At 73.4% G+C, this 25739-nt stretch carries 26 protein-coding genes and 2 pseudogenes; 18 read left to right on the top strand and 10 right to left on the bottom strand.

Annotated elements, in window-relative coordinates; genetic code table 11:
• The first annotated feature begins 6 nt into the window (after positions 1–6).
• The 4 genes from ACZ5GT_RS15665 (at position 7) to ACZ5GT_RS15680 (ending at position 4515) form a co-directional block, all read left to right on the top strand.
• A complete protein-coding gene (locus ACZ5GT_RS15665; protein ID WP_469022305.1) occupies positions 7–789 on the top strand; it encodes a response regulator in 783 nt (260 codons plus the stop codon).
• 44 nt (positions 790–833) lie between these two features.
• Positions 834–1334, top strand: a complete 501-nt coding sequence (locus tag ACZ5GT_RS15670; RefSeq protein WP_469022312.1) for a hypothetical protein — start codon at positions 834–836, stop codon at positions 1332–1334.
• 95 nt (positions 1335–1429) lie between these two features.
• Positions 1430–3673 carry a protein translocase subunit SecD gene (gene secD / locus ACZ5GT_RS15675; RefSeq protein WP_469022317.1) on the top strand — a complete coding sequence of 748 codons (2244 nt, stop codon included), beginning with the start codon at positions 1430–1432 and terminating at the stop codon, positions 3671–3673.
• A 101-nt stretch (positions 3674–3774) separates the two neighbouring features.
• A complete protein-coding gene (locus tag ACZ5GT_RS15680; RefSeq protein WP_469022321.1) occupies positions 3775–4515 on the top strand; it encodes a VOC family protein in 741 nt (246 codons plus the stop codon).
• Positions 4516–4571: 56 nt separating this feature from the next.
• Here ACZ5GT_RS15680 and ACZ5GT_RS15685 read toward each other — a convergent pair whose 3' ends face one another.
• From ACZ5GT_RS15685 to ACZ5GT_RS15705, 5 genes are all read right to left on the bottom strand, one after another.
• A complete protein-coding gene (locus tag ACZ5GT_RS15685) occupies positions 4572–4856 on the bottom strand; it encodes a WhiB family transcriptional regulator (RefSeq protein WP_469022325.1) in 285 nt (94 codons plus the stop codon).
• A gap of 308 nt (positions 4857–5164) precedes the next feature.
• Positions 5165–5395 (bottom strand): hypothetical protein, encoded by a 231-nt coding sequence (locus ACZ5GT_RS15690; protein ID WP_469022328.1) that lies wholly within the window; start codon positions 5393–5395, stop codon positions 5165–5167.
• A gap of 56 nt (positions 5396–5451) precedes the next feature.
• Positions 5452–6219: a type I methionyl aminopeptidase gene (gene map, locus ACZ5GT_RS15695; protein ID WP_469022332.1), complete on the bottom strand. Its 768-nt coding sequence runs from the start codon at positions 6217–6219 to the stop codon at positions 5452–5454.
• 167 nt (positions 6220–6386) lie between these two features.
• Positions 6387–7013, bottom strand: coding sequence for an ester cyclase (locus tag ACZ5GT_RS15700; RefSeq protein WP_469022335.1), 627 nt, complete (start codon positions 7011–7013; stop codon positions 6387–6389).
• 113 nt (positions 7014–7126) lie between these two features.
• A complete protein-coding gene (locus tag ACZ5GT_RS15705) occupies positions 7127–7855 on the bottom strand; it encodes an SDR family oxidoreductase (protein WP_469022339.1) in 729 nt (242 codons plus the stop codon).
• A 180-nt stretch (positions 7856–8035) separates the two neighbouring features.
• On the opposite strand from ACZ5GT_RS15705, the gene ACZ5GT_RS15710 reads away from it, so the two are divergent.
• Entirely contained in the window at positions 8036–8989 is a 954-nt protein-coding gene (locus ACZ5GT_RS15710; RefSeq protein WP_469022342.1) for a LysR family transcriptional regulator, read from the top strand.
• A gap of 136 nt (positions 8990–9125) precedes the next feature.
• On the opposite strand, the gene ACZ5GT_RS15715 is transcribed toward ACZ5GT_RS15710, so the two are convergent.
• On the bottom strand, positions 9126–10211 hold the full coding sequence (locus ACZ5GT_RS15715) for an MGDG synthase family glycosyltransferase (protein WP_469022345.1): 1086 nt from the start codon (positions 10209–10211) through the stop codon (positions 9126–9128).
• Positions 10212–10527: 316 nt separating this feature from the next.
• Here ACZ5GT_RS15715 and ACZ5GT_RS15720 point away from each other — a divergent pair, with 316 nt between their 5' ends.
• From ACZ5GT_RS15720 to ACZ5GT_RS15770, 11 genes and pseudogenes are all read left to right on the top strand, one after another.
• Positions 10528–11460 (top strand): DMT family transporter, encoded by a 933-nt coding sequence (locus tag ACZ5GT_RS15720; RefSeq protein ID WP_469022348.1) that lies wholly within the window; start codon positions 10528–10530, stop codon positions 11458–11460.
• A 24-nt stretch (positions 11461–11484) separates the two neighbouring features.
• Positions 11485–12336, top strand: a pseudogene (locus ACZ5GT_RS15725) (polysaccharide deacetylase family protein); the annotation flags it as partial.
• 44 nt (positions 12337–12380) lie between these two features.
• A complete protein-coding gene (locus tag ACZ5GT_RS15730) occupies positions 12381–12512 on the top strand; it encodes a hypothetical protein (protein ID WP_469022680.1) in 132 nt (43 codons plus the stop codon).
• Between the two features lie 62 nt (positions 12513–12574).
• Positions 12575–12700, top strand: coding sequence for a hypothetical protein (locus ACZ5GT_RS15735; protein WP_469022351.1), 126 nt, complete (start codon positions 12575–12577; stop codon positions 12698–12700).
• The gene (locus tag ACZ5GT_RS15740) at positions 12697–13260 is read left to right on the top strand and encodes an HPP family protein (RefSeq protein ID WP_469022354.1); all 564 of its coding nucleotides are present in this window, start codon (positions 12697–12699) and stop codon (positions 13258–13260) included. Before ACZ5GT_RS15735 ends, ACZ5GT_RS15740 begins: the two co-directional genes overlap by 4 nt.
• A 106-nt stretch (positions 13261–13366) precedes the next feature.
• On the top strand, positions 13367–13918 hold the full coding sequence (locus tag ACZ5GT_RS15745; RefSeq protein WP_469022357.1) for a hypothetical protein: 552 nt from the start codon (positions 13367–13369) through the stop codon (positions 13916–13918).
• Between the two features lie 160 nt (positions 13919–14078).
• Positions 14079–14897: an SDR family NAD(P)-dependent oxidoreductase gene (locus ACZ5GT_RS15750; RefSeq protein ID WP_469022664.1), complete on the top strand. Its 819-nt coding sequence runs from the start codon at positions 14079–14081 to the stop codon at positions 14895–14897.
• A gap of 42 nt (positions 14898–14939) precedes the next feature.
• Positions 14940–16316: a trehalase-like domain-containing protein gene (locus ACZ5GT_RS15755; RefSeq protein WP_469022360.1), complete on the top strand. Its 1377-nt coding sequence runs from the start codon at positions 14940–14942 to the stop codon at positions 16314–16316.
• Between the two features lie 142 nt (positions 16317–16458).
• Positions 16459–17376 (top strand): annotated as a pseudogene (locus tag ACZ5GT_RS15760) (lysozyme); the annotation flags it as partial.
• 60 nt (positions 17377–17436) lie between these two features.
• The gene (locus ACZ5GT_RS15765; RefSeq protein ID WP_469022667.1) at positions 17437–17796 is read left to right on the top strand and encodes a peptidoglycan-binding domain-containing protein; all 360 of its coding nucleotides are present in this window, start codon (positions 17437–17439) and stop codon (positions 17794–17796) included.
• A gap of 25 nt (positions 17797–17821) precedes the next feature.
• Positions 17822–18592, top strand: coding sequence for a D-Ala-D-Ala carboxypeptidase family metallohydrolase (locus tag ACZ5GT_RS15770; protein WP_469022363.1), 771 nt, complete (start codon positions 17822–17824; stop codon positions 18590–18592).
• Between the two features lie 25 nt (positions 18593–18617).
• Here ACZ5GT_RS15770 and ACZ5GT_RS15775 read toward each other — a convergent pair whose 3' ends face one another.
• The 4 genes from ACZ5GT_RS15775 to ACZ5GT_RS15790 form a co-directional block, all read right to left on the bottom strand.
• Positions 18618–19562 (bottom strand): 3-carboxyethylcatechol 2,3-dioxygenase, encoded by a 945-nt coding sequence (locus ACZ5GT_RS15775; RefSeq protein WP_469022366.1) that lies wholly within the window; start codon positions 19560–19562, stop codon positions 18618–18620.
• Entirely contained in the window at positions 19559–21265 is a 1707-nt protein-coding gene (mhpA, locus tag ACZ5GT_RS15780; RefSeq protein ID WP_469022368.1) for a bifunctional 3-(3-hydroxy-phenyl)propionate/3-hydroxycinnamic acid hydroxylase MhpA, read from the bottom strand. Before mhpA ends, ACZ5GT_RS15775 begins: the two co-directional genes overlap by 4 nt.
• A gap of 19 nt (positions 21266–21284) precedes the next feature.
• On the bottom strand, positions 21285–22145 hold the full coding sequence (locus tag ACZ5GT_RS15785; RefSeq protein WP_469022372.1) for an alpha/beta fold hydrolase: 861 nt from the start codon (positions 22143–22145) through the stop codon (positions 21285–21287).
• Positions 22146–22266: 121 nt separating this feature from the next.
• Positions 22267–22947: an IclR family transcriptional regulator gene (locus ACZ5GT_RS15790; protein ID WP_469022375.1), complete on the bottom strand. Its 681-nt coding sequence runs from the start codon at positions 22945–22947 to the stop codon at positions 22267–22269.
• 100 nt (positions 22948–23047) lie between these two features.
• Here ACZ5GT_RS15790 and ACZ5GT_RS15795 point away from each other — a divergent pair, with 100 nt between their 5' ends.
• Entirely contained in the window at positions 23048–23770 is a 723-nt protein-coding gene (locus tag ACZ5GT_RS15795; RefSeq protein WP_469022378.1) for a TetR/AcrR family transcriptional regulator, read from the top strand.
• Positions 23771–23940: 170 nt separating this feature from the next.
• The gene (locus ACZ5GT_RS15800) at positions 23941–25521 is read left to right on the top strand and encodes an MDR family MFS transporter (protein ID WP_469022383.1); all 1581 of its coding nucleotides are present in this window, start codon (positions 23941–23943) and stop codon (positions 25519–25521) included.
• Positions 25522–25739: the final 218 nt, after the last annotated feature.

Raw genomic sequence — 25739 nt, forward strand, 5'->3', positions numbered from 1 at the left:
ACCTCCATGAGTGAAGCGAGCACGAAGTCCGTGAGCAGCCGATCGAACACGACCCCCGTGAGCGGGCCGGACACGCCCTCCGTGAGCGGATCGGACACGACTTCCCTGAGCCGGTCGCGCACGGGCTCCGCGAGCGGCTCGGGCACGATCCGCATCCTGCTCGCCGACGACCACGCGCTGGTCCGCCGCGGGGTGCGGCTCATCCTCGACCAGGAACCGGACCTGGAAGTGGTCGCCGAGGCCGGTGACGGCGCGGAGGCCATCGAACTGGCCCGCACCCTGGACGTCGACCTGGCCGTGCTGGACATCGCCATGCCCCGCCTGACCGGACTGCAGGCCGCCCGCGAACTGGCCGTCCTCAAGCCGGGCCTGCGGATCCTGATGCTCACCATGCACGACAACGAGCAGTACTTCTTCCAGGCTCTGAAGGCCGGTGCGAGCGGGTACGTGCTGAAGTCCGTCGCCGACCGGGATCTGGTCGCCGCCTGCCGGGCCGCGATGCGGGACGAGCCCTTCCTGTACCCCGGCGCGGTGACCGCGCTGATCCGCAACTACCTCCACCGGGCCCGCCACGGCGAGGAGACCCCCGACCAGATCCTCACCCCGCGCGAGGAAGAGGTCCTCAAGCTGGTGGCCGAGGGGCACTCCTCCAAGGAGATCGCGGACCTGCTGTTCATCAGCATCAAGACGGTCCAGCGGCACCGCGCCAACCTGCTGCAGAAGCTCGGTCTGCGTGACCGTCTGGAACTCACCCGCTACGCCATCCGCGTCGGCCTGATCGAACCCTGACCTCCCGGCCCGCACCACCCACCGTGATGAGAGGGGGACGGTGCATGCACCCCAACGCGCGCACCTCCCCCGCCCCCGGCTCCGCCCCCCGCACCAGCGCCGCCCGGCCGCCGGCTGCCACCATGCTGACGGCCGCCGCGGTGCTGACGGCCGTGGTACTGGCACTGCTGGCCGTGCTCGCCGCCGCCGGACCACTGCCCGGTACGGCGGGCGGGCCGATGACCGCCGCGGCGGGCGAGCCGGCGGTCGGCGCGAAGGGCGAGCCGGCGGTCGGCGCGACGGCGGCAGCCGGTCACCTGCGTGACGCCGGGCCGCACGCCGGCGACGGGTGCGACGCCGTGTGCGGCGTCCGGGCGGCGACCCGCCAGGAGCCGCACGGCGAGCACCCTCCCCCGCGCGGCCACCTCGCCACCTGCGGTCCGGGCACGCACATCGCCTCGCCCCGGCCGGCCCGGCCGTCGGCGCCGGCCGGGCACACTCCCCTGTCCGATCCGCACGCGCCCCACGACCGTGGGCGGGCACCGCCCGTGCCCTCCGGCACCTGACACCCCCTTCTTTCGCACTTCACACCCCACCTCACCGGGCTGCGGCCTTCTGCCGGCCGCAGCCCTGGCTGTGGTGCGCCTGCCGGAGGCCCGCGTTGAACCGTTCCGTGCGTGTGAGGGCGCTGCTCGCCCTCGCCGTGATCGCCCTGTCCGTCTACATCGCCGCCACCGTGCCGGTCCGCCTCGGACTGGACCTGCGCGGCGGAACCCAGATCGTGCTGGAGACCCGCTCCACCCCCACCACCGAGGCCGACCGCGACGCCACCGACCGCACCCTGGAGGTGCTGCGCGGCCGTATCGACGCGCTCGGCGTCGCCGAACCCACCCTCGTCCGCTCCGGCGACCACCGGATCATCGTCGAACTGCCCGGCGTGCAGGACCCGAAGAAGGCCGCCGACGTCCTGGGCCGTACCGCGCAGCTCACCTTCCACCCGGTGCTCGGCACCGCCGACGCCGCCTCCCGGTCCCTGCCCGAGCGGGCCGGCGAGCGGGTCCTGCCCGACGAGTCCGGCGGGTTGCTGCGGCTCGGGACCGCGGCCCTGACCGGCGAGCACGTGAAGGAGGCCGCAGCCGGGTTCGACCAGCAGGGCGGCGCCGGATGGCACGTCACCGTGGACTTCGCGGGCGCCGGCCGCGACGGCTGGGCCCGGCTGACCGGTGAGGCCGCCTGCAATCCGGCGGGCGATCCGGCGCGGCGGGTGGCCATCGTCCTCGACGACAAGGTCATCTCCTCACCCCAGGTGGATCCGTCCGTCAGCTGCGGCGCCGGTATCCGCGACGGCGCCACGCGGATCACGGGCTCCTTCGGCACGGAGGAGGCCCGCGAGCTTTCGCTGCTCATCAACGGCGGGGCGCTGCCCGTGCCGGTCGAGACCGTCGAACAGCGCACCGTCGGCGCGACCCTGGGCGCGCGGGCCATCACCGCGAGCGCCTGGGCGGCGGCCGTCGGCACCGCGCTCACCGCGCTGTTCGTCATCGTGGTCTACCGACTGCTGGGCGTGCTGGCCGCCGTCGCCCTGGCCTGCTACGGCCTCGTCTCCTACGCCGCCCTGGCCGCGCTCGGCGCCACCCTGACCCTGCCCGGCCTGGCCGGTTTCGTCCTGGCGATCGGCATGGCCGTGGACGCCAACGTGCTGGTCTTCGAACGGTCCCGCGAGGAGTACGCGGCCCGCCGTCATCCCAGCCCCCGCTCGGCGCTGGCGGCCGGGTTCCGCAACGCGCTCAGCGCGATCGCCGACTCCAACATCACCACTCTGATCGCGGCCGCTCTGCTGTTCTTCCTCGCGTCCGGGCCCGTGCGGGGCTTCGGCGTCACCCTCGGCATCGGCGTGCTCGCCTCCATGTTCAGCGCCCTGGTGATCACACGCGTGCTCGCCGAGTACGCCGCCGGCCTCCCCCGGGTCCGCCGCAGCCCCCGCCTCACCGGCATCGCGACCACGGGCGCCGTCCGGGACCGCCTCAGCCGCCGCGACCCGCACCTGATGCGCCGCCCCCGCCGCTGGCTGGCCGCCTCAGCCGCCGTGCTCGTCCTGGCCGCGTCGGGCATCGCGGTGCGCGGGATCGGCCTCGGCGTGGAGTTCACCGGCGGCCGCCTCATCGAGTACACCACCGAGGCCCCCGTCGACGCCGACCGGGCCCGCACCGCGCTCGCGCGGGCCGGCTTCCCCCGGGCCGTCGTGCACTCCTCCGGCGGCAACGCCCTGACCGTGCGCACCGATCCGTTGAACGACGCCGAGGAGGCCGAGGTGACCGGCACGGTGCGCGACCTGGCCGGAGGGGCGGACAAGGTGCGCGACGAACTGATCGGCCCCAGCCTCGGGAAGGAGCTGCGCCGGGGCGCCCTGATCGCGCTCGCGGTGGCCCTCGGCGCGCAGTTCGTCTACCTCGCGGCGCGGTTCCGCTGGGTGTTCGGCACCGCCGCGGTCGCGGCCCTGGCCCACGACGTGGTGATCCTCGTCGGCGTCTTCGCCTGGCTGGGCAAGCCCGTCGACGGGGTGTTCCTGGCTGCGCTGCTCACCGTCATCGGCTACTCGGTCAACGACTCCGTGGTCCTCTTCGACCGCGTCAGGGAACTGACCCGCAGGTGCCCCAAGGCGCCGCTGCCGGACCTCACGAACCGGGCGATCCTGCAGACCCTGCCCCGCACGGTGAACACCGGCATGGGCGCCGCCTTCATCCTCACCGCCCTGGCCGTGCTCGGCGGGTCCTCACTCACCGATTTCGCCCTGGCCCTCCTCATCGGCCTGGCCGTCGGTACGTACTCCTCCGTCTTCACCGCCGCCCCGGTGGCCGTGGAGATCCACCGGCGCACCACCCGCCGCCCCTCCCGGCACCCCTGACCGGCACCCCTGCCCCGCCGGACGGACCCCCGCCCGTCGCTCTCCGTCCGGCGACGGCAGCCGCGGATGCCGTCGCCGAACAGGCGCATAGGATCGCCGGCATGGCACTGCGACCCGTGCATGTGAACATCAAGGCGCTCGACGCCTCGGCTGTCGGCCGGTTCTGGGCGGAGGCGCTCGGGTGGAGTGCTTACCGGGCCGGCGTGACCACCTACGTCGGCCCCGTCGGCGGCCTGGTCTGGCCGCACCCGGTCGCCGTCGGCGTCGACGTCGTTCCCGTCCCGGAACCCGGAACGGGAACGAAGAACCGTGTGCACCTCGATCTGGCCACCACCTCGGCGGCCCATCAGGCTGAACTGGTCGCGCGGTTGAGGGCTCTCGGTGCGACGCCCGCCGACGTGGGCCAGGGCGACGTGCCGTGGACGGTCCTCGCCGACCCGGAGGGCAACGAGTTCTGTGTGCTGGAGCCTCGGGAGGTCTACCGGGACACCGGGCCGATCGCGGCCGTGGTGGTCGACTGCGTGGATCCGCGGGCCATGGCCCGGTTCTGGGGCGAGGCGGTGGACTGGACCCCGCACGAGGTGAGTGACGGCCACGCGGTGTTGCGCTCCGCCGCGGGCGTCGGCCCGTATCTGGAGTTCCTGCGCACGCCCGGCGTGAAGACCGTGCCGGACCGCGTCCACCTCGACCTGCTGCCGTACCCCGGCGACGACCAGGCGGCCGAGGCGGACCGGCTGCGGGCCCTCGGCGCCACCGACCTCGACATCGGCCAGGGGGACGTCCCGTGGACGTGCCTGGCCGACCCGGAAGGCCACGAGTTCTGCGTTCTCGCCCCGTCCTGACGCGGAGCCTCGACGACACCCCGGCGGGCGTCCCGGCCGGTCCGGGGGGACGCGGTTCACGTCGTGGGAGGCGGCGTTTGCGGCACCGCACGGCGGATGGCGCGGCGCTGGGCGGCGGTGGTCGCACCCCAGATGCCGTGGTCCTCACCGTGGTCGATCGCCCAGGTACGGCAGGCGACGACCACCGGGCACCGGCAGCACAGCGCCCGGGCCAGGGACGCCTCCCCCGCGAAGGCCGCGGAGTCGGAGAGCGGGAAGAAGAGTTCGGGGTCCTCCCCGACACAGGCAGCGCGATCACGCCAGTCGGAGCGTGCGGGGATTCCGTGGGGTGAGCCAGTCATGGTGCACCTCTGATCGGCCTGGCGGCAGGCAGTGCGAGCGGTGGTCACGGCACACGGGTGCGCCGCGTGCCCGGCAGAGGTGCGTTACAGCATAGGGGCAAATACCTGATTTGCGACAGAGGGACCGGAAGCCGGTCCGCTACCGCCCGGGGACGTCATCACGGGCCGGCGGCCCCACGTCGGCACGCCTTCCGGATCGCCGGGCGGCGTGCCGTTGCCCGGGACCGGGACCGGGACCGGAGCGGAGCGGCCGGCGCGTCGGCCACGGCACCGGCACCGGCACCGGCACCGGCACCGGCGGCGAACGCCTAGACGGCCTTGTGCAGCAGGTCCACGACCAGTTCCCCGCGCGGCCAGGTCCGCGGCGGGGCCCCGACTCCGGTGGCGTTCTCCAGGACCTGCTCGTCCTCCAGGGTTCGCGCGGGCACGTAGGAGTTCGGCCGGCCGGTCAGGCGCTGTTCGGCCTTCTCGCCCAGCGTCATCACCACGGCCCCTGCCGCTCCCGCCACGAGCCCCTGCCACGCCGCCTGCCCGATCACGCCGCCACGGGTACCCGTCCCGGCGGATCCTTCCCGCTGTCCGGTACCGAGCCGGGTCAGGGCAGGGTCAGGATGCGGGGGCCCTGGTCGGTGATGGCGACGGTGTGCTCGATGTGGGCGGCCCTGCTGCCGTCGGTGGTGCGCAGCGTCCAGCCGTCGATGTCGGTGCGGTAGGTGTTCTGCCCGCCGGCCATGAGCATGGGCTCGATGGCGAGGACCAGGCCGTGGCGGAGCGGGAAGCCGCGGCCGGGGCGGCCGCGGTTGGGGACGTGCGGGTCCTCGTGCATGCGCCGGCCGATGCCGTGGCCGCCGAAGTCGGCGGGCATGCCGCAGCCCGCCTTGCGGGCGACGGTGTCGACGGCGTGGGAGATGTCGCCGATGCGGCTGCCCACCCGGGCGGCGGCGATGCCCGCGTCGAGGGCTTGCTGGGTGGCGTCGATCAGTTCGAGGTCGCCGGGGCGCGGCGTTCCGACGGTGAAGGTGATGGCCGCGTCGCCCGTCCAGCCGTCGAGCTCGGCGCCGCAGTCGATGCTCACCAGGTCGCCGTCGCGCAGCCGGTAGCCGGTGGGGATGCCGTGCGACACGGCGTCGTTGACGGACGTGCAGATCACGGCCGGGAAGGGGACCGGGGCGAAGGACGGCCGGTATCCGAGGAACGGGGAGCCGGCTCCGGCCTCGTCCAGAACCGACCGGGCCGCTTCGTCCAGTTCCCGCAGGGACACCCCCACGCCGGCCGCTTCCTTGACCGCGGCCAGGGCGTGGGCCACCACCCGTCCGGCTTCCCGCATCGCGTCCAATGCGGCATCGGTCTTGATCTCCACCATGTGCGTGACTCCCCGGAGCAGGTCGACCCAATACTTATACCGGTATTAGTATCACGGTCGGGGTGGGGGCTCCCCGGACGCCGTGGGAGCGGGAGGGTGGCGAGCGGTTCGGCGCGCCGCACGCCCCGGGGTGCGCCGACGGCCAAGGCCGCCGGCGCGGACGGGTGTCAGCCGGTGGCTCCGAGCTGGCTCAGCAGCGTCTCGTTGTCCTCGATGTGCCAGTCCTCGATGATCTTGTCGGTTCCTACGTGCTGGATGTCGATGGCACCGAAGCGGATCCGCTGCCCCTTGCCGTGGACGCCGTCGAAGGTGCCGGTGAAGTGGCCGCGGAAGACCAGCCGGGCGGTGATCTTGTCGCCGGTGACCAGGAGGTCGGCCAGTTCACAGGTCAGGTCCGGTACGGCGGCGCGGAAGTTCTTCGAGGCGAAGAGCGGCCCGGCGGGGCCCTGGGGGCGGCCGGAGGGCAGGGTGTCGTCCCGGAAGCGCGGGCTGACCGCGGCGTCGAGGTACTTCCGCTCGCCGGTGTTCCAGAACGTGTACAACTGCTGGGCCAGGCGCACCTCCTGGGAGGCCCGCCGCTCGCCGATCGAGCGGTCCACGGTCAGCGCCCCGGGCCGGACCAGGCCGGGCGAGTGGTCGACGAGGCCGCGCGGCGACGCCGGTGCGCCCGGCCCGCTGAGCTGCTGACGGTGGTAGCCGAACGCGCCGACGGCCATGACGGTGCCGACGGTGAGCGCCGCCGCGCCGACGACGGCGGCGGCGGTGATGAGGACGGTGCGGATCACCTTGTGCATGAGGGAGCTCTCTTGATTTCGATGTGGTCGTGGTTGCTCGGCCGGCGGGCGTACGGTCGCCCTGCCGGTGCCGGTGGACGCGCCGGACACCGCCACGGCCGCCTCGCCGTGTTTCAGGCGAGCCGACCGCCGCCGTCGACGTGCAGCACGGTGCCGGTGACGTAGGGGTTGCTCATGGCGAACAGGACCGCCTGGACCAGGTCGTCCGGGGTGCCGACGCGGCGGGCCGGGTTGCGTTCGGCGACTCGGCGCAGGAACGCTTCCTTGTCCGCGCCGAGGCCGTCCCAGGAGCCGGTGTCGACGATGCCGGGAGAGACGGCGTTGACCCGCACCGGGGCGATCTCCACGGCCAGGGCCTGGACCAGGAAGGCCAGCGCCCCGTTGGTGGTGGCCATCACGGTCCGTTCCGGGGCCGGCCGCCAGGCGGCCACCCCGGAGAAGAAGGTGAACGAGCCACCCTCGTCGGCCTGCCCCGCCAGGTGCTTGGCCAGCAGCAGCGGGCCGATCACCTTCGCGGCGAAGGCCCGCTGCACCGCGGCGAGGTCGAGGTCGGCCAGCGGCCCGTTCGCGGGCATCGCCGCCGTGGACACCAGATGGTCGAAGGCGCCGGTCTGCCGGGCGAGCCGGGCGATCGACTCCTCATCGGCCAGATCCACGGGCACCACCAGGGCGGGGCGGCCGGACAGTTCACCGGCGGTCCACTCGAGTCGGCGCGGGTCCGGCCCGGCCAGCACCAGGTCGGCGCCGGAGGCCGAGGCAGCCTGGGCGACCAGCCTTCCCGTACGGGAGCCCGCGCCGATGACGACCAGGCGCCGCCCGTCGAGAGCCGCGGAAGAAGGCACGGAAGCAGGAGAACCAGGCATGGGAGTAGGCATGGGAGTAGGCATGGAAGTGCTCCGTCGAATGATCGGGAAAGGGATCCGCCGTCCGCGTGCTGAGCGCGGCGGCCACGGCACGAGCCTCTCCCACACTGCGCCGATGAGTCCAAGGCTTGCTTTTCAGCGCAGCGATAACATTTGTTCATGGCGACGCTTCGGCAACTCGAGTACCTGGTCACGGTCGTCGACACCGGGTCCTTCACCCACGCGGCGGAGCTGCTGCACGTCACCCAGCCCGCCCTCTCCCACCAGATCCGCGCGTTGGAGACCTCCCTCGCGGGCCCACTGCTCGAACGCCTGCCGCGCGCCATCCGTCCGACGCCCCTCGGCCGCGCCGTGCTGCCGCACGCCCGCGCCGCCCTCAAGGACGCGGACCGCCTGCGCTCCGCCGCGCGCCGGGCAGCGGGACTGGACGGCGGTGAACTCGAGGTCGCCACCGTCTACTCCGTCAGCCTCGGGGTCCTGCCCCCGGTCCTGCGCGCCTGGCGCCGCCGGCATCCGGGCGTCCGCATCCGGCTGCGGGAGTACCCGCACAGCAGCCGGCTGGAGGCGGCGATGGCCGCCGGCGAGGCCGATCTCGCCGTCGGCCCTGCCCCGCAACGCTGGGAAGGCCCCGTGCGCGACCTCGGCGTCGAGGAGTTCGTCGTCGTCCTGCCCGCCGACGACCCGCTCGCCGACGGCGCTCCCGCGGCCATCGCCCTCAGCGCGCTCGCCGACCGCGACTGGGTGCACTTCGCCGCCGGCAACGGCCTCGCCGACCTCCTCGACCAGGCCTGCGCGAAAGCGGGCTTCCAGCCCAGGGTCGCGGTCCGTGCCGAACAGACCTCCGCGGTCCCGCTGCTCGCCGCCGCCGGACTCGGCCCGGCACTGGTGCCCGCCAACATCGTCCCGCGGGAGTTCGACGGCGTGGCGCTGCGCCTCGACCCTCCGCTGCGCCGCACCCTCACCGCGTACACCCGCACCCGCCCCGACCCGCTCACCACCGCCTTCGCCGAGGTCCTCGCCCGGCAGGCCTGCGTCCTGCCCCGGCACCTCCGTACCCAGGACGCCCGGTCGGCCGCTTCGGACGACGTGCCCTCCGAAGGCCCCGCGGGCTGACACGCTCAGCGGCGCGGGGCCGGAGTCCGTAGAGCATGGGGGCGGGCCGGCCGGTCGGAGCAGACCGACGGTGAGGTCCCAGGCGGCGGCTGCCCGAGCCGTGCGGCGCTCGCGGATCGTCCGTCCCGTCGGCGGGTCACCCGGCGAACCTGGCCGCGAGTGCTTCCACCCGGGCCAGGGCATCGGCCCGGAACAGCTCCTGCCCGCGGGCGATCCTGCGGTCCCGCTCCGGAGCGTCGGCCGAGAACCGGCCGAGAGCCCTCAGCAGGGCCGCGCCGTCCGGGGCGGCCTCCGAGACACCGAGCGCCGCCATGCGTGCCACGCCCTCCGCGCCGTGACCGGGCAGCGGACGATGACCCACCACGGGCAGCCCGGAGGCGAGAGCCTGTACGGCGGTCTGGCCGGCGGCGTTGTCGACCAGGACCCGGGCCGCACGGAGCAGGCCGGGCATGTCGTCGACCCAGTCCACCGCCAGAGCGTCCGGAACCACGGACGCCCGGGTCCGCAGCCGCTCGTTCCGCCCGCACAGCGCGACCGGCAGATACCCCGCGGCGGCCAGCAGTCGGATCGTGTCCTCCAGCCCCGGCGCGGCTCCCCAGGCTCCGGCGGACAACAGGACGGGCGGACGTCCGGGGGCGTACCGTTCGAGGCGCTGCCGCCACGCCGGGGCCCCGGGAGCCGGTGCGAAGAAGCCGGGTGGCACGACCGGGCCGGTCGTCTCGGCGGGCACGGTGACGCTCCGGTTCACCTCCCGCGCGGCCTCGTCGGTGAGACAGAGGTAGACGTCGTTGCCGGGATGGAGCCACTGGCGGTGAACGGCGAAGTCGGTCAGGCAGACCGCGCTCGGGCACCGCAACCGCCCTTCCTCTCTGAGGTGACCGGTGAGCTGCGCGGCGAGATGAAACACCGGAACCACCACGTCGGCTCCCGTGCGCTCCGCCAGCGCCGTCAGCGGACCGCTCGCCAGTCGCGCGAGGGGAAGGCCGCTGGGACGGTGCCGCGGGCCCGGGCGCAGAAACGCCCGGTACAGGCCGCCGTAGGCCCAGGGGAAGTGGCGGACGGACGACCGGTAGAAGGAACGCAGCGCGGTTCCCGAGCCGGCCGGCAGCAGTCTCAGGATGTCCACGATGCGGCTGTCGTGGCCGCGTGCACGGGCGCGGCGGGCCAGTTCGCGGGCCACCGTGTCGTGGCCCGCTCCCATGCTCGCGCTGACGATCAGCATCCGCAGCGTGCCGCCTGCCGGCCTCAAGGGCCCGGAGGGCGCCGAAGACGGTGGGTGCACGGTGCGCGGGTGCCCCTCCACCACCCGACAAAACGCTCCTTCCCCTATGTTTCGACCTTCGGAGCGCGGGATACTTCGTCTTTCTGACCCTCCGGGCACCGGCAGTGACCGCGGTCGGCCGTTTCCCGTACGTCCGCTTCCGGAGCCGAGGTTCGGCCCATGTCTCACCTGCTTCCGCCCCACCTGCTTCCGTCGGGTGCCGCCCAGGCCCCGTACCGGCGGCCGGGCGCCGCGTTCCGATGAGCGTTGGTGCGGCGTGCTGACCGTCGTCCTGGCCTTGTGCGCGGCGCTGTCCAATGCGTCGGCTTCCGTGCTTCAGCGGCGTGCCGCAGTGGACGAGGCCGAAGGCGGCGCCGGCCCGTGCCAGGCCGCTCGCTGGCTGTGGCGCGTGGTGCGGCGGCCCCACTGGCTCGCCGGTGTCGGCCTGCTCGCCCTGTCGACCGTCCTCCAGGCGGCCGCTCTGCGCGTGGGGAGCCTGTCGCTGGTCCAGCCGCTGCTCGCCGCCGAGCTGTTGTTCACCCTCGTTGTCGGCAGCGTGGTCTTCCGCCGGCGCCCGGACTTGAGGACCTGGCTGGCGTTCGCGGCGCTGGCCGCCGGGCTGGCGATGTTCCTGACGGCGGCCGCTCCCAGCGCCGGCCGCTCCACCGCCGACCCGGGACGCTGGCTGCCGGCCGCGGGGGTCGTGCTGGGTGTCGTGGTCGTGCTGGTGACGACGGCCCGCCGGGTACGGGGCGCGCCTCGCGCGGCGCTGCTGGGGCTGGCGTGCGCCGTGTCCTTCGCCGGCACCGCCACGCTGCTCAAGGAGGTGACCGGCCGGCTCTCGGACGGGCTGGGCGCGGTGCTGACGACGTGGCCGGTGTACGCGACCTTCTGTCTGGGAGTCCTCGGCTTCCTGCTGCTGCAGAGCGCGCTGCGGGCGGGACCGCTGACCGCGTCCCAGCCGGCCCTGACTCTCGGTGACGCGCTGACGAGCGTGGCGCTGGGATGGGCCCTGTTCGGGGAGGCCATCGCCCTCGGCGTGCGAGTGGTGCCCGAGGTGATCGGCGTGGTGCTCATAGGAGCGGGGAGCGTCGGGCTCGCGCGGGCTCCGTCGATCGCCGGCAGGTGGGACACGGAGCCGGACGCGCGGGACGAACCAGGGCCGGACTCGCACCGGGCCGTGACACAGGGATGCCGGCCCACGCGGTGATCCCCGGCAGGAGGAGCACAGCAGATGCCCGGATCCTTCGGTCACCGCCCCGCTCGGAGTGCGGCGGCCGCCCTGGTTCCCGCCGCGGCCGTCGCCGCCGCCCACATCGCCCCGGCCGCCACCTGGCTGCCCGCGGTACGTCTTCGCTGTTTCCGGCGCCTCGCCGGGGTCGGCCGCCCGGACCATGTCGCCCTCACCTTCGACGACGGGCCCGACCCCGCTTGCACGCCCTTCTTCCTCGACGCGCTGGACCGGCTCGGCCTCCGGGCCACCTTCTTCGTGCTGGGTGACAGCGTCGTACGTCATCCCTCCCTGGCCCGCGAGACCGTCCGCCGCGGACATGAGGTGGCGGTGCACGGCTGGACTCACGACCGTCCGTGCCTTCCGGCTCCGGCAGCCGACGCGCAGGCGTTGCGCCGTGCGGTCGCCGCGGTCCACGGCCTGACGGGAACGCGCCCCCGGTGGTACCGCCCGCCCTACGGCATCCTCACCTCCGGACGCTGGGCCGCCGCGCACGCGGCGGGCCTGCGGACGGTCCTGTGGACCGTCTGGGGCCGGGACTGGACGGCAGAGGCCACGGCTGAGGAGGTGTACTCCACCGTCACGGCCGGCCTGTGGGGCGGCGGCACCGTCCTGCTGCACGACACGGACCGGCTTTCGGCCCCGGGCTGCTGGCGGTCCACGCTCGGCGCGCTGCCCGGCATCGTGTCCGCCTGCCACGACGCGGGCCTGTCCGTGGGCCCCCTCGCCGACCACGGGATCAGGGCCCCTGCCCAAACCGCTCGGACTGGAGCGGGTCGCCGCCGCCGCCCGCGAGGCGGGGCGCCAGGTCCGGGTCGTGGACCTCCAGGTGCACAACCACGGCGCCCTGCGCCGCGCCGTACAACCCGAACCGGCAGCCGGCCGACCACCGCCGTCCGGTGCGCTACGAACTGCCGCTGCCGCGCCGGCTGGACGTCGGCGACCGGCGCCGGCTCTACGTGCACTCCGAGAGGGCCGCTCGCTCCGGTTCCTCTCCCCGTACCGCGAAGGACCCCGGCGCGGAGTCGTGACCGGAGCCGTGATCCGGAGCCTTGATCCGGAGCCCTGCCGGGTCCGGCCCGCTCGGGACCGCGTGAACGTCCTGATTGAGGCGTGCGGTGTGCGGATACCCGGACATGCCGCGACATGGGAGGAGGCCGGCATGGCCACCGAGAAGCTGCCGACCACCGCCGCCGATGCCCTCGGCAGGTCCGCATGAGCGCCGGTGAGGAGCGGGAGGAGCCGGCGTCGAGCCCGTTCAGCGGCGCCGGGACGCGTGTGCGGGGCGGGCTGCGGCTGTTCCTGCTGTCCGCACTGCTGCTCGCCGGAGTGGGCTCGATCGGCAGCCTGATCGGCTGGGTGACCCTGACCGCGTCGCTGGGGCCGACGGCCTATCTGCTGCTGGCCCATCCGGAGTCGGTGGATTCCCGGCTTCGCAGCGCGGTGACCGGTCACGCCGTGGCCATCGCGATCAGCCTGGCGTCGCTGGCCGTCTTCGGCCTCTGGGAGCACCCCTCCGTCACCGAGCAGCAGCACGAAACCCCGCCCCAGATCGGCGCCCAGGCCCTCGCCGTCGGCCTCACCCTCTTCCTGCTGCACCTGATCCGCTCGCACCACGCGCCCGCCGCCGCCACGGCACTGCTGATCACCTCCGGCATCGCCAAGCCGGGGCCGCCCCTCTACGGCTTGCTCGTCGGCCTCGCCCTGGTGCTCGTCATCGCTCCGCTGTTCACCGCGGCGACCTCCCCCAGGGCGCCGGACGAGGGCTCCGGCGGCTGACGCGCCCGGCCGGGCCCGTTCCTCCGCGTCCTCGTGGACCGCGTACGCATCTCAGGCACATCAGGCACATCGCAGCCGAACATGGCCCCGGACCGGGAGACACACCATGATCCGCACGAGGAGGGACGCCACCGGCCCGGGGCCCGACGTGAGGCTGGAGAAGGACCGCCGAGGCCGGACGGTCTGGTCCGTGACGATCGCCACCGTGCCGTCGGCGCAGACACACATCTACCAGGTCGACGCCGTGACATCCGATGTCGTGAACAGCCGCACGTCCCCGGGGAACTCCACCGTCCCCAGCGAGCCGGCCGCCGCCCGCATCGGATGGGGAGCCCTCCTGATCGCGGCTCCGCAGGCCGTACTGCGGCACTGTCCGCGCACCCGGCCGAGCGCGGCGGCAGGCGCCGTCGTACGCGTGCTGGGGATCCGCCACGCGCTGCAGGGTCTCGCCACAGCGTCCGGAGCCATGCCTGCCGCCTGGTCCGTGGCGCCCGACGCCCTGCACGCCGCCGGCATGGCCGGCCTGGCGCTGGGCAGCGACCGGTGGCGCACGGCCGCCTGCCTCGACCTCGCGATCGTCGGCGCACTGGCCGCGGGCGACCTGCGCGCCGCGGGCCACCGGGCCGGGCTCCGGGTGGCTACGGCCGCCTCCCGGTAGTCCGCGGGCGCGGAACCGTTTGCGAACGGGATGCCCGGGTTACTCTGCGGAGCGCCCGGCCCGCCCGGCCCCGGAACCGGCGTGGTCCGCCCCCTGTCCGACAGCGCAGCGAGGTGCCCGTGTCCCGCTCCCCTTCCGCGCCTGGACGCCGTCCGTGACGATGCCCGGGCCGCGGCCGAACCCGCTGACACGCGAGCGCACAGCGAGCGGTGCGACCGCGTTCCGGGGTAGGGCGCTCATCACCGGCGCGTCCTCCGGTATCGGTGCGGCGGTGGCCCGTCGGCTCGCCGTCGAGGGGGGCTGGCGGATGGTCCTCACCGGGCGCGACGCCTCGCGGCTGGCGCAGGTGGCGGCGCAAGTGGCAGCGCAGGCGTCGGCCACGGTGTTCCCCGCGGATCTCACCCGGCCGCACGCCGGACGGGAACTCGCCGCTTTCGCCATGGACCGGCTCGGCCGCCTGGATCTCCTGGTGGCCTGCGCCGGCGTGGGGTGGGCCGGCGACTTCACGGGCATGCCGCCCTCCGCGATCGAGGAGCTCGTCGCCGTCGACCTGCTCGCCACCTTGCACGTCGTCCGGCAGACGGCACCGCACATGGCCGCGGCGGGCGCCGGGCGCATCGTCCTGATCGGCTCGGTCGCCGGCGGCTTCGGAGTGCGCGGCGAGGCCGTCTACTCCGCGGTCAAGGCCGGGCTCGGCTCCTTCGCGGACGCCCTGCGCTACGAACTCGGCCGGACCGGTGTGGGGGTCAGCCATGTGCTGCCCGGGGTGGTGGACACGCCCTTCTTCGAGCGGCGCGGGGTTCCCTACCTGCGGTCCTCGCCCAGACCGGTGTCCCCGGAGCGGGTGGCCGACGCCGTGTGGGACGCGGTGCGACGCGGCAAGGACGAGGTGTACGTGCCGGCCTGGTTCCGGCTGCCAACACGAGTGCGGGGCGCCTGCCCGGGGCTGTACCGGCGCCTGGCCACCAGATTCGGATGAGCGGCCCGGCCCGACGGCTCGGTCATGAAGGAGACGGCTGACATGCGAGCAGACGCGGCCGACGACGTGTGCCCCCCGTGGGCGCTGAGAGGCTACGCGGTCCTCGCCGACGGCGAACGCGGCGCCGTGGTGGACCCGGAGGGGCGGATCGTCTGGCTGTGCGCACCCCGCTGGCACAGCGACGCGGTGTTCTCCGCGCTCATCGGCGGCGGCGGGTACTTCGCCGTACATCCGGAGGACCGCTGGCACGTCTGGGGCGGCTACTACGAGGACGGCAGCCTGATCCGGGTGAGCCGCTGGGTGACCGCCGACGCCGTGATCGAGTGCCGCGACGCCCTCGCGATGCCGGCGTCCGCGGACCGCCTGGTGCTGCTGCGCCGCATGCGCGTCGAGAGCGGCGAGGCGAGCTTGGGAGTCGTCCTCGACCCGCGGCCCGGATTCGGCACCGGGCAGGTGTCCGGCCCGCGGCCGGCGGGGGACGTGTGGACCGCTCGGGCCGGTGGGCTGCGCCTGCGGCTGGCCGGTGCCCGACAGGCCGACTGGACCGCCGGGTCAGGGCATCGCGGCCGATTCCGGCTTTGCAAGGGCGAGCAGCACGACATCGTGCTGGAGCTGTCGGCCGGAAGCGACGCACCGCGGCTGGACGCGCGGCAGTTGTGGACGCGGACGGAACAGGCGTGGCGGCGAGCGGTGCCGGACTGTTCGGCGCTCGCGGCGCCGCGTGACGCCCGGCACGCCTACGCGGTACTGCGCGGGCTGACCAGTTCCTCCGGGGGCATGGTGGCCGCGGCCACCACGTCGTTGGCGGAGCGCGCCAACACCGGACGCAGTTACGACTACCGCTTCGCATGGGTGCGCGACCAGTGCTACGCGGGCCTCGCCGTCGGCGCGCACGGTCCGCACGAACTGTTCGACACGGCGGTCCGCTTCACCGCGGAACGCATCCTCGCCGACGGCGAGGATCTGCACCCGGCGTACGCCGTCGACGGCGGTCCGGTGCCCGAGGAGCGGAAACTGCCGTTCACCGGCTACCCCGGCGGCAGCGACCGGCTCGGGAACAAGGCGGCCCGGCAGTTCCAGCTCGACGCGTTCGGCGAGGCGCTCCAGCTGTTCGCCGCCGCCGCGCACCACGACCGGCTCACGCGGGAAGCGGAACAGGCGGTCACGGTCGCGGCCGACGCGGTGGCACTCAACGGCCGGACCGTTCCGCGCTCATTTCTTCCCCCGGCCCGGGAGGTGCCCGGTGTACTCGGTGAGCTTCTGCCGTACGCCCTCGGTCAGGCGTTGCCGGACGTGATCAGCGACTTGGGTCCTCAGGGTTCTCCTGAGCGGGGAGGCGACCAGTCGGGCAGGGGGGTGCCTCCCGGCGCCGCGTGTAAACCGGTCCGGGGTGGTGCGGCGGCTGGTCTCTGCGCGTAGATTCGCTGCGGGACACCTCTTCCCCCGGGCGTCGGACGGCTTCTAGGATTCGGATGTCATGTACATGAAGGGCAGGCGGAACGGGCCTGTCCCTCTACCGCCCCGTGCCCTGTACCGCCCGTCCCCCGTGCGGAGATTCCCCATGCCCGAGAACAGACCGGCCCGGCTCCCCTCCCCCCTCTCCGGCCCGCGCCTCCGCACGGCCGCGTTCCTCGCCCCGCTGCTCGCGGGGCTGCTCCTGCTGTCCGCTCCCGGCGCCGCCCTCGCCGCCGGTCGGGGCGCCGAGGGCCGAGCGGCGACGTCCGCCGGTTCCGCGGCGGACGCGTCGCCGCCCCGGCGGGGCACCGCGCACGCCGGCACCTCGCTCGACGGCAGCGTCTCCGCGGCGAGGACCGCCTCCACCGTCGCCACCGTGGAAGCCGCCGCCGCGGCCTCCGGCGGCCCGCTCGGCCTGGACGTCAGCGGCCACCAGGGCAACGTCGACTGGACGTCCGTCGCCGCCGACGGCGCCTCCTTCGCCTACGTCAAGGCGACCGAGGGCGTCAGCTACACCAACCCGTACTACAGCCAGCAGTACAACGGCTCCCGCAACGCGGGACTGATCCGCGGCGCCTACCACTTCGCGCTGCCCGACGTCTCCGGCGGCGCCGCCCAGGCCGACTGGTTCTTCGCCCACGGCGGCGGCTGGACCGCCGACGGCTTCACGCTCCCGCCGGCCCTGGACATCGAGTACAACCCCTACGGCGCCTCCTGCTACGGGCTCAGCGCCAGCGCCATGGTGTCCTGGATCAAGGCGTTCAGCGGCGAGATGTACGCCCTCTCCGGCCGCTACCCGATGATCTACACCACCACCGACTGGTGGAGCACCTGCACCGGCAACACCAGCGCCCTCGCCGCCACCAACCCGCTGTGGATCGCCCGCTACGCCAGCAGCGTCGGCACCCTGCCGGCCGGGTGGGGCGCGCAGAGCATCTGGCAGTTCGCGGACTCCGGCACCTTCCCCGGCGACCAGGACGTCTTCAACGGCACCACCGCCCAGCTGCAGGCGCTGGCCCTCGGCACCGGCGGCTCCACCACGAACGCGTGGCCGACCGTCAAGAAGGGCGCGAGCGGGCAGACGGTGAAGACGATCCAGTACCTGCTCGACGCGCACGGCGCCTCCCTCACCGTGGACGGCGGCTTCGGCACCAACACCTACAACGCCGTCGTCTCCTTCCAGTCCGCGAACGGACTCGACGCCGACGGCATCGTGGGCCCGCTCACCTGGGCCGCACTCGTCGTCACCGTGCAGAAGGGCAGCAACGGCCCGGCCGTGTCCGCCGTGCAGAGCGAACTCAACGCGAGCGGCGCCTCGTTGACGGTGGACGGCAGCTTCGGCACGAACACCTACAACGCCGTCGTCGCCTTCCAGTCCGCGCACGGGCTCACCGCGGACGGCATCGTGGGGCCGCTGACCTGGCGCGCCCTTGTCACCTCCTGAACCGCGATCCCGTGAGGAGTCAGCCATGACCCCCGACCCCCGACCCCGTCCCGGCCGCCGCGGCGTGCTGCGCACCGCCTTCGGCCTCACCGCGGCCGTCGGCACCGCCGGCCTGCTGGGCGCGGCCGCGGCCGCCCCGGCCTCCGCCTACGGCTGGTCCAGGACGCTGTCCCAGGGCTCGACCGGCGCCGACGTCGCCGAACTCCAGATCCGGGTGGCCGGCTGGGCCGCCGACAGCGCCAAGCAGACCTACGTCGCCGTCGACGGCGACTTCGGCTCCGGCACCGCCGCCGCGGTCAAGCGGTTCCAGTCCGCGTACGGGCTCAGCGCCGACGGCGTGGCCGGCCCGGCGACCCAGTCGGCGCTCAACGCCCTGGAGAGCTCGGACGGTTCGACCGCGCACTTCGACTTCAGCGAGTTCACCTCCCACGACGGCGCCGGCTTCACCGGCGGCAACGTCTCCTCCACCCAGGTGAAGGAGAACATCCGGCGCCTGATGTACAAGCTGGAGGCGCTGCGCAAGAAGGCCGGCGACCGGGCCGTCACCGTCAACTCCGGTTTCCGTAGCGTCTCGTACAACTCCTCGATCGGCGGCGCCTCCAACAGCATGCACACCTACGGCGTCGCCGCGGACGTGGTGGTCTCCGGGCTGTCCACGCTCTCCGTCTACCGCATCGCCGAGACCTGCGGCTTCTCCGGCCTGGAGACGTACTCGGTGTCGTGGCAGCACGTGGACAGCCGGATCGAGTACCCGTACGGGTCGCAGTTCTGGTGGTGGCAGGACGGCGTGGCCTGAACCCGTCACGGCGTGGCCCGAACCGTCAGCGCGCGGTGCGCGCCGTCATGACGCCGAAGCCGGCGATGTACTCCCGCACGGGCCGGTAGAACCGGTACGTCACCTCGTACGGGCCCGCGGCACCGAGCGCCGCGAACGCGGCGACCCAGGTGCGGACCTCGTGGGAGGAGTTGCCGGCCTCCTCGGCCATCCGGTCGGCCGTCATCGCGTCGATCGGTGACAGGTCGCCGGAGGCGAGCGTCGCCATCAGGGCGCGGTCCCATTCGGGGTTGAGGTCCCGGATGGTGGCCGTGCCCGCCGCGAAGGCCTTCGCCGTGTCGATGACCCGGCGCTGCCGGGCGTCGCGGGCGGCGGCCGTGGGGTGCCTGCCGTCGAGCAGCATGGCGCGGGCGGTGTCGTCGGCGGTGGCCCACTGCGGTACCGGCGGGTCGTGGGAGAGGCCGCCGGAGCCGATGACGAGCACCCGCTCGTCCTCGAGTGCGGCGAGGTAGCCGCCGATCGCCTCGCCGAGGCGGCGGACCCGGCGCATCGTCACGAAGGGCCTGGCCACGCCGTTGACGAAGACCGGGACGGTCGGGACGGCGGCGAGTGAGCCGAAGAGGATCTCCAGCGGCTGGACCGTGCCGTGGTCGACCTCCATCCGGCGGGAGATCGCCACGTCGATGTCCCGTTCCGCGACCCACTGGGCCAGTTCCCCGGCGCGTTCGGCAGGCACGTTCAGCGGCCCTTCGGCGGTGCCGTAGTCGCCGACGCCCCGGGCCGCGTAGCCGATGCAGAACGGCGGCATCAGGTCGTAGAAGAAGCCGTTGTAGTGGTCGGGTGCGAAGCAGACGACCAGGGTGGGGTCGTACTCCTCGACGAAGGCCCGGGCGGCGTCGAAGGCGCCCTGGACGGCGGCGGTCACCTCGGCGGGCGGGTCGGCGTACTCCAGCAGCGGGCTGTGCGACATGGTGACGAGGGCGAGGCTCATGCCCGGTCTCCTTCCCTGGCCAGCGACCCTGCCGTGAGGACGGCGGCGAGGGCCCGGGAGGCCTGCTGGGTGAGGGAGGCGGCGGCGACGAAGCGGTCGGGGCGCAGCACGACCAGGCCGCAGGCGCGGACGTCGAACCAGTCCTTGAGGGCCCCGGTGCTGTCGCCGACGACGGTGACCGGTGCCGGGGAGCCGGCGTACCGCTTCTCGGCCCAGGCGCGCTGCGTCTCGGGCATGAAGGAGACCAGTCCGAACCGGTGGCGGCCAAGGAGCGCGAGGTCCGCGGCGGAGAGGAAGGCGGTCGGGTCGGTGCCCCAGGTGGCGAGGGTCCACCAGTCGCCGGTGACCTCGTCGAGGAGGACGTCCGTGGCGTCGCAGGTGTTGACCCGCGGCTGGATGAACTGCAGCCCGACCGGGGAGAGTTCGCCGGCGGAGTCGGTGAACGGGGCCAGCCGGCCGCGCTTGAAGCCGGCTTCCGCCCTGCCCGGGGTGAGGGTGGCCTGGTCGACGACGACGCCCTCGGCGTAGCGCGGCATGGGCTTGAACCGCAGCTCGGTGAAGTACGACTTCCACTTCGGTACGAGGTTGAGCGCGGAGGCGGACACGTCGCGCAGCGTGCCTCCGACGCGGCCCATCTTCATGACCGTGCCGGCGGCCATGTTCACGTCGATCATGTCGGAGACGTGCTTGCGGCGCTCCTCGGTGTAGGTGTCCAGGAGGGCGTCGCCGGCATCGCCGTCGAGCACGGCCGTGAGCTTCCAGGCGAGGTTGGTCGCGTCGCGGATGCCGGAGTTCCAGCCCTGGCCGAGCCAGACCGGCATCAGGTGGGCGGCGTCGCCGGCGAGGAAGACGCGGCCCTTGCGGAAGTCGGCGGCCACGCGGCCGTGGTGGGTGAAGGTGCGCTGGTTGATGACCGTGAGCGCCGCCGGGTCGGGGACGTGGCGTGCGAGCAGGGAGCGCAGGAAGGCGGGGTCGTCGACCAGTTCGGTGGGCTCGTCGTCGTGCAGCATGAACTCCCAGCGGCGGATGCCCTGCGGGAGACCGATGGACACGTACGGTCGGCGCGGGTCGGCGCCGAGGTAGACCGACGGGGTGCCGACCGGGTCGTTCTCGACGTCGATGACGACCCAGCGGGTCGAGGGCGACTTGCCCTCGAACGGCACGCCCATCCACCTGCGGGTGAAGGAGCTGCCGCCTTCGCAGCCGACGGCGTACCGGGCGGTCACGGTGACCGTCCCGGTGACCTCGTCGTCGGCGCTGAGCCGTTCGGCGGTGACCTCGACGTGGTCGCCGCGGTCCACCAGCCCCACGACCCGGTGGCCGAAGCGCAACGAGGTGCCGGGGAACCGGTCGAGCCCGGCGGCGAGTTCCCGGTCCACCAGCGGCTGGATGAAGCCGTGCTTGCGCGGGTAGCCGAATTCCTGGGTCTTGGGGTCGTTGGTGGCGAGGACCTGTCCCGCGCCGTTGACCAGCCGGACCACGTGGTGCGGGACCGTGTAGGGCTCGATCTGCCGCCACAGGCCGGCGGTGCACAGGGTGCGGATGGATTCGTCGTCGAGCCCCACCCCGCGGGGGTAGTCGATCAGCTCGTGGCGGGCCTCGAGCACGGTGGTCCGGTGGCCGCGCACGCCGATCAGGTTGGCGAGGGTGAGGCCGACCGGCCCGGCTCCGATCACGACGACGTCGGTGTCGAAAGTGGTCATGGGCTGCGTCCGATCCGGGTCAGTTGTGCGTCAGGAAGTCGGTGACGAGGCGGTTGAACTCGGCGGCGTGCTCGATCATCGCCCAGTGGCCGCAGCGGTTGAGCAGCACCAGCCGCGAGTCCGGGATGTTGGCCAGCAGCCACAGGCTGATCTCGTAGTGCAGGACACGGTCGTCCTTGCCGTGGATCAACAGGGTCGGCGCCTGGATGCCGGGGATCTTGTCGCGGTCGACCCTGACCGGGATCGGGGCCCCGTGCGCGAGGCCCTCGACGTAGTTCCTGAGGTGGTCGGGGCGGGCGAGCGCCGCCTCGGAGCGGGCCCGGGTCAGCTCCGGCGTCGCGAAGCGCTCCTTGTCGTAGGTCATGATCTCGACGAGCGCCTTCATGTTCTCCGGGCTCGCGTCCTTGTAGGCCCTGACGAGGACCTTCAGCCCTTCGCTCGGCCCGTCGCCCGCGCCGAAGAGGGTGGCGGGACCGCGGCCGAGGGAGGCGCCCATCGTCACCAGGTGGGTGACGCGCTCGGGGTGCAGGGTGGCGAAGCGGATCGCGGTGTGGGCGCCCATCGAGTTGCCGACGAGGGCGGCCTTCGGCAGTCCGAGCGTGTCGAGGAACTCCACGAGCGTCCTGTCGTGGTCCATGTCCTTGGTCGCCTGCGCGTCGGAGTCGCCCCATCCCGGCATGTCGGGGGCGATCACCTGGAATCCGGCGTCGGCGATGGCGCCGATGTTGCCCGAGAAGTTCGACCACCCCGTCGCGCCGGGACCGGAGCCGTGCAGCAGGACGACGGGCGCGGCACCGGCCTCCCCTGCCTCGTAGTACCGCATACGCAGGCCCGAGGGCAGGGCGATGTCACGCGCCGCGGATTCCTTCTTGATGGACATGACCCACTCCTCGTGCAATATATGCACGCTCAAATTCGATAGTTGCACACCGCGGCTCATGGAACGCCTGTCACAGAGCAATGTCAAGAGGCGGTCCGGCCCCGGCCGGCCGCCCCCGGTCTCAGCTGAGGTCGCGGCGCAGGCGTTCGGCCGCCGTCATGAGCGTCGGCGCCGCATGCTCGGCGATCTCGGCGCGCGAGGTGATCAGGTTGAGGCAGGCGGCCGGGAGACCCTCGACCGCGACCGGCACCGCCACCCCGTAGGCGCCGGGCTCCACTTCGCCGAACGTCGCGGCGAAGCCGCGCTCGCGCGCCTCGGTGACGCCGGCGGCCTCGCCGGGAGAGGGCGGCTGCGCCGCGAGCAGCGCGACGCCCGCCGAGCCGCGCCCCAGCGGGTGCCGGCTGCCCGCCCGGAAGCTGATCCGGTACGACGCCCCCGGCGGCTCGACCACCGACAGGGCCACCGCCTGGCTCCCCTCGATCACCAGCAGCGAGATCGTGGCGCCGAGACCGGCGGCGAGCTCGTGCAGGACCGGCTCCGCGGTCGCGCGCAGGGTCGCGTGGATGCCCGCGGCGAGTGCGGCGAGCCCGGTGCCGGTGCGGTAGCGGCCGTCGCCGCCGCGGGTCACGAGGTGGAAGTCCGCGAGGGTCGACAGCAGCCGGGAGGCGATCGACCGGTGGACGTCCAGTTCCTGGGCGACCTCCTGGATGCTCAGGCCGTCACCGGCCGTGCTGACGAGTTGCAGGGCGCGCAGTCCACGGGCGAGCGTCTGGGTGCCGGTGGCACGGGGGGAATCCGCCATACGCCGAAGCCTAGAACCCCTGATCGCGCCCACCGTTCCCGGCCGCACCCCGAGAAAGTTGCAGCTTGTGCAATCTTTGCATCATCTGCAAAAATGAGGTGTGTCTTCCACTTCCCGTAGCTCCGCTTCCGCCGCGTCCTCCGCCGCCCCGGAGGATCTGCGCGCCCGACGGCGGCGCGAGACCCGGCACAGGATCAACGTCGCCGCCGTGCGGCTGGTGGAGCGTGAGGGGCTGGCTCAGGTGACGGTCAACATGATCAGCGCCGAGGCGGGTGTCTCGCCGCGCACCTTCTTCAACTACTTCCCGACCAAGGAGTCCGCCCTCGTCGTGGTTCCGCCGCCGCTCTCCGACGAGCAGCGGCGCCGGCTCGCCGCCGGGGACCCGCGACCGCGCCGCGTCCTGCACGACCTGGTGGACGTCCTCACCCAGCAGACGGACGAGGACCTGATGCTCCCGGGCGGACGCGGCCACTTCCGGGCCATGGTCCGGATCGCGTCCGCCCACCCCGAGCTGGCCGCCCTGCTGCACGCCCGGTTCGACGCCTTCGAGAGCGAACTGACCGGCGTCGTCGCCGACCGTCTCGGCGTCCCCGCGACGGACCCGCTGCCCGCCCTCCTGACCGCCCTGGCGTTCTCCGTCGTCCGCGTCGGGCTCCAACAGTGGTCGTCCGGCGAGGAGGGCCCCGCGGGCCAGGGCTCCGACGACACGCGGGCCGGGGCCGGACACCGTGACACCGACGCGCCGGGGACTTCCTCCCTGACCGCGGAACTGCGGCGTGCCGCCGCCCTGTTGCGCACGCTCATGCCTGACCAGCCCGAGTGAGGAACACCAGGAACACCAGAACACCCAGGACCACCCTTCCCTCTCCACGACCCGGGTTCCCATTCCGGCTGCGGCTGCGGCCGAGGCATGGAGCCGTCGGCCGCCGCACATCCCGCCGCCGGACCGTGCCGGGCTGCCCGCACCACCCACTGACTCAGAAAGTTCCGGACATGCCCGCTGCTTCCGCCCCGGCCCCACCCGACCCCGGTACGCCCGGAAAGGGCACCGCCGACGACCCGTTCACCGAACGCGCCCGCCTGCCGCGCCACTTCGGGCTGATCTACGCCAGCCTCATGATCGCCATGCTGCTCGGCGCCCTCGACCAGACCATCGTCTCCACGGCCCTGCCCACGATCGTCGGGGAACTCGACGGCGTCAGCCACATGGCCTGGGTGACCACCGCCTACATCCTCGCCGCCACCATCGGCATGCCCGCCTACGGCAAGCTCGGCGACATGCTGGGCCGCAAGGCCGTCTTCCTCACCGGCATAGCCGTCTTCGTCCTGGGGTCCGTCCTCGCGGGCGCCGCGCAGTCGATGACCCTTCTCGTCGTCGGCCGGGCCGTGCAGGGGCTCGGCGGCGGCGGCCTCATGATCACCTCTCAGGCGATCATCGCCGATCTGGTGCCGCCCCGGCAGCGCGCCAAGTACATGGCGCCGATGGGCGCCGTTTTCGGTCTCGCCTCCGTCGTCGGACCCCTGCTGGGCGGCTGGTTCACCGACAGCTCCGACTGGCGCTGGTGCTTCTGGATCAACCTGCCGCTCGGCGCCCTCGCCCTGGCCGTCTGCGCCTTCGGCATGCGTCTGCCGCGCCGCCCGGTCAAGGTCGCCTTCGACTACGCCGGCTTCGTGCTGATGGCAGCGGCCGTCGCCTGCACGGTGCTCGTCGCCACCTGGGGCGGCAACGACTACGGCTGGACCGACCCCCTGATCCTCGCCCTGGCCGCCGGAGGTGTCGTCGCCTGGGCACTGTTCTTCGCGGTCGAGGGCCGCGTCACCGAGCCGATCATCCCGCTGGGCATCTTCCGCAGCCGGATCTTCAACATCTCCACCCTGATCGGCCTGCTCGTCGTCGGAGTGGGCATGTTCGCCGTGGTCGGCTACCTGCCCACGTATCTGCAGATGGTGTATGGGAAGACCGCCACCGAGGCCGGGCTGCTGATGATGCCGATGGTGGCCGGCATCATGAGCACCGCCATCCCGTCGGGCATCCTGATCAGCAGGACCGGCCGCTACCGGATCTATCCCATCGCCGGCTCGGTCGTCACCGGTCTCGCCGTCTTCCTGATGTCGACGCTCACCCTGGACGACCCGATCGCGCTGGTGTGCGCGTACGTCTTCCTGATGGGCGCCGGCGTCGGCCTGCTGATGCAGACGCTGGTGCTCGCCGTGCAGAACGACTTCCCGGCCACCGAGGTCGGCACCGCCACCTCCTCGAACAACTTCTTCCGTGAGATCGGCGCCACCCTCGGCACGGCCGCCGTCGGCTCCGTGTTCGCCTCCCGGCTCACCGACCGGCTCGCCTCCACCCTGCCCGGCGACGCCACCGCCTCCGTGGGCAGCTCCCAGTCGCTGACGCCGGCCCTGGTGCACGCCCTCCCGGCGCAGACCCGGTCCCTGGTCGTCGACGCCTACCAGCACGCGCTGACCCCGGTGTTCCTGTACCTCACGCCGGTCTTCGCCGTCGGCCTGGTGCTCTCGCTGATCCTGCCGGAAAAGCGCCTCGCTGACGCCCAAACAGACGCCCGGTAGGGCTCCGCGGAGAGGGGAGACCCATACATGTGACTGGTTGTGACCGGTTTTTGGGACACGCTCTCGCCGCGCCGACACGCGCCGGGCCACCCATGTCGAGGGTTCGGGCGCATGCGCCGGTCCACGTGTGTGCGACCGGGGCACGGGCCGGGGTTCCGGCCCGCCCGTGCCGGTTCACACGTCGGTTCCTGGCCTCGGCAGGCTCCCGCACTCCCAGT

The organism is Streptomyces sp. NPDC031340 (assembly GCF_055569945.1).